The 3334-nt window shown below is 69.8% G+C and carries 4 protein-coding genes; 2 read left to right on the forward strand and 2 right to left on the reverse strand.

Annotated elements, in window-relative coordinates; translation table 11 throughout:
- On the forward strand, window positions 1-637 hold a 637-nt coding region (locus RIF89_RS12670), incomplete at its 5' end, for a DUF222 domain-containing protein (protein ID WP_309069458.1).
- A 140-nt stretch (window positions 638-777) separates the two neighbouring features.
- On the opposite strand, the gene RIF89_RS12675 is transcribed toward RIF89_RS12670, so the two are convergent.
- The gene (locus tag RIF89_RS12675) at window positions 778-1077 is read right to left on the reverse strand and encodes a GNAT family N-acetyltransferase (RefSeq protein ID WP_309069459.1); all 300 of its coding nucleotides are present in this window, start codon (window positions 1075-1077) and stop codon (window positions 778-780) included.
- Between the two features lie 104 nt (window positions 1078-1181).
- Here RIF89_RS12675 and RIF89_RS12680 point away from each other — a divergent pair, with 104 nt between their 5' ends.
- The gene (locus RIF89_RS12680; RefSeq protein WP_309069460.1) at window positions 1182-1679 is read left to right on the forward strand and encodes a hypothetical protein; all 498 of its coding nucleotides are present in this window, start codon (window positions 1182-1184) and stop codon (window positions 1677-1679) included.
- An 11-nt stretch (window positions 1680-1690) separates the two neighbouring features.
- On the opposite strand, the gene RIF89_RS12685 is transcribed toward RIF89_RS12680, so the two are convergent.
- Window positions 1691-3334 (reverse strand): MMPL family transporter (locus RIF89_RS12685; protein ID WP_309069461.1); only part of this gene is annotated, 1644 nt, incomplete at its 5' end.

The following is a 3334-nucleotide window of genomic DNA, read 5'->3' on the forward strand; positions in this document are numbered from 1 at the left end:
GGACGAAGAGTGGACGAGCGACGATGCCGTCAGCGACGCCCGCACCGCTGCACAGAAACGGCACGACCTGCTCGTGTCCGCACTCCAGGCCGCCGCACGCAGCGAGGAGACGCCCTCACTGGGAGGCACCGCTCCGACATTGCTGGTGCATGTCGCTCTCGAAGACCTCGATGCACCGAATGGCGTCGCCACGATCGACGGCATCGACGTGCCGGTGCCGGCCGCGCTCGCGCATCGCGTCGCCTGCACCGGCGCGGTGCAGAAGGTTGTCTTCGACCACAGCGGACGGATCGTGCAGCTCGGCACCAAGGAGCGCCTCTTCAACCACCATCAGCGCAAGGCGATAACCGCCCGCGATGGTGGCTGCGTCATCCCCGGCTGCACCGTGCCGGCCGCATGGTGCGAGGTCCATCACGTCCAGGATCACGCCAAGGGCGGCCCGACCCACACCGACAACGGGGTACTGCTCTGCTGGTGGCACCACCACACGATCGACACCGCCGGATGGGTCATCCGCATGAACCGGGGGGTTCCCGAGATCAAGGCGCCGCCCTGGATCGACCCGCGCGGCATCTACCGCTCTGCACCTTCGGCGCTCACCAGACGCCGAGCGAGACAGCTCGCTCGATCGGACTGACGCCCGATCGAACGGTCACTCGAAGATGCCCCGCAGCTTGGGCGTTTCGAATCCGCTTCGCTCAACGAGCGAGGAAGAGGAACGCACTCAATGAGACGCGCTTCACCGCTGAGCTGAGTCGGACCGAACCGATGACGAGGTCAGCGGACGCCGGCGCCCTCCAGAACGGCGGCCCGCTCCGGGTGGTGCTCGAACCAGTCCGCGACGTACCAGCACACGGGCAGCACGGTGCGGTCGCCGGCGGCCTCGATGTCGGCGACAGCGCGCTCGGTGACGATGGCGGCATAGCCGTGGCCGCGGTGCGCCGGGTTCGTGAACGCGCGCGTGAGCGCGACCGTCCGGCCGTTGTCGCGGTAGTCGAGAACGCTCACCAGCTCGTCACCACGGCGCAGCTCGTAGCGCGACGCGGTCTTGTCGTGGGTGAAGGTCAACTCAGTCACGCACCGAGGTTACGTCCGTCCACAGACACTGAGGCGCATTGGCGCTGGTCATTCGCTGTGGACGACTGCGAAGCGACCCCGAACGTGAACCTAGCGTCGGCCACATGCCGATGCGCATCGTCGCCGCCACCCTCGTCCTGTTCGCCGCGATCGGTCTGGCCGCTTGCGCGCCGCCGCGCTCGGAAGCCGAGCAGACGTACCGCGACTGGATGCGCGCCGTGGACGACTTCCGTCGACGGACCGTGGCGGACGACACCGTCGCGACGTTGCGCGAGCGGAGCAGTGCCGACATGATGCACGCGCTCCAGTGGCACCTCTCCGGTTACGTCGACAGCGGCTATCGCCAGACCGGCTATCGCCATGTCGCCGCGTTTCGCTTCCTGCAAGCGCCCCCGACGGTTGGCCCCGCCCACCCCGATACGCGCATCACTGCGGAGGTCTGCGTCGACGCCTCACTCGTCGGGCAGCTCGACGCGCACGGGCACCGCGTCGAGCTGAGGGGACCGCTGCGCTACGAGCGACTGGTCGAGTTCACGACCGACGGGTCCGGGCGACTCCGAGTCCACCAGGATGCGAAGACGGACTCCGATGTCTGCGACTGATACCTCAGCGCTCAGCGCTCAGCGCGGGAGAGCTTCGACGGCCACCAGATCGCGCGACCGACATCCGTCGCGAGCGCGGGCACGAGCAGCGACCGCACGATGAACGTGTCCAGCAGCACGCCGAAGGCGACGATGAACGCGATCTGCACCAGGAACAGCACCGGGATCACCGACAGCGCGGTGAACGTCGCGGCGAGAACAAGACCCGCCGAGGTGATGATGCCTCCGGTCAGCCGCAGCCCGCGCAGGATGCCCTCCCGCGTGCCATGCGCGAGCGACTCCTCCCGCACCCGCGACATCAGGAAGATGTTGTAGTCGATGCCCAACGCGACGAGGAACACGAAACCGTACAGCGGCACCGCCGGGTCCGCGCCCGGGAAGCCCAGCACGTTGTTGAACACCAGCGCCGCCACCCCCATCGCGGTGCCGAACGACAGCACGGTCGTGAGCGTCAGCAGGATCGGCGCGAGCACCGACCTCAGCAGCAGCATCAGGATCACCAGGATCACGCCGAGCACGATCGGCACGATCAGGTTCCGATCCCGGATCGACGCCTCGTTCGTGTCCAGGTCGGTCGCGGTCGAGCCGCCGACGAGCACGCCCGGCACCTCCTCGGCGAACGTGGTCCGCAGCTCGCGCACGGTCCCCTCCGCCGCGAGCGAGTCGGCCGGGTCCGTCAGCGTGGCCTGCAGCAGCACGTCGCCGCCCGACACCACGGGCTCGGGCGCCGGCGTGCCGGGGGGCCCGAACGCACCGATACCCTCCTCCGTCACGGGCGCGGTCAGGCCGTCGCGGTCGACGATCACGGCGACCTCCGCGACGCCGTCCTCGGCGAGCAGCACGTCCGCGGCATCCTGCAGCCGCCCCTCGGGCACGACGACCGAGGCGGGGCTGCCCGACCCGGCCGGGAAGTGCTCGCCGAGCACTGCCTGCCCGTCCCGCGCCTCGGACGATCCGAGCACGAGCTCCGACTGCGGCACCCCCGAGGCCTGCAGCTGCGTGACGCCGACGCAGCCGAGCGCGAGCACGGCGGCGGTCGCCATCCAGATCGTCCGCGGCCGGCGCGACACCAGGCGCGCGAGCTTCGCCCACACGCCCTCTCCCTCACCCGCATCCGGCGCTTCGGGATCGAAGCGCGGACGGCGCGGCCAGAAGGCCGCCCGGCCGAGGGCGTAGAGGATCGCCGGCAGCAGCGTCAGCGCCGACAGGATCGAGAACACGATGCCGATCGCCGCGACGGGGCCGAGCGAGCTGTTCGAGCGCAGGTCGCTCAGCAGCAGGCACAGCAGGCCTGCGATCACCGTGCCGCCCGAGGCGACGATCGGCTCGACGGAGCCCCGCAGCGCGCGCATGGTCGCGGTCCATCGGTGTGGCGTCCGCACGAGTTCGTCGCGGTACCGCGCCACGTACAGCAGCGCATAGTCGGTCGCCGCGCCGATAACGAGGATGAACAGGATGCCCTGCGTCTGGCCGCTCAGCAGCAGGATGTCCGCCTTCGCCAGCCACCACACGGTGAGCAGCGCGACACACAGCGCGAACATGCTCGTCGCGAGCACGGCGATCGGCAGCAGCAGCGAGCGGTAGACGAGCACGAGGATCACGAGCACCGCGGCGAGTGCGACCGCGAGCAGCAGCCCGTCGATGCCCGCGAAAGC

Source organism: Microbacterium sp. (assembly GCF_031178525.1).
Taxonomy (GTDB): domain Bacteria; phylum Actinomycetota; class Actinomycetes; order Actinomycetales; family Microbacteriaceae; genus Microbacterium.

Excerpts from the sequence above, each read along its gene's own strand:
- RIF89_RS12680 (WP_309069460.1), top strand. The coding sequence starts at position 1,182 with ATGCCGATGCGCATCGTCGCCGCCACCCTCGTCCTGTTCGCCGCGATC.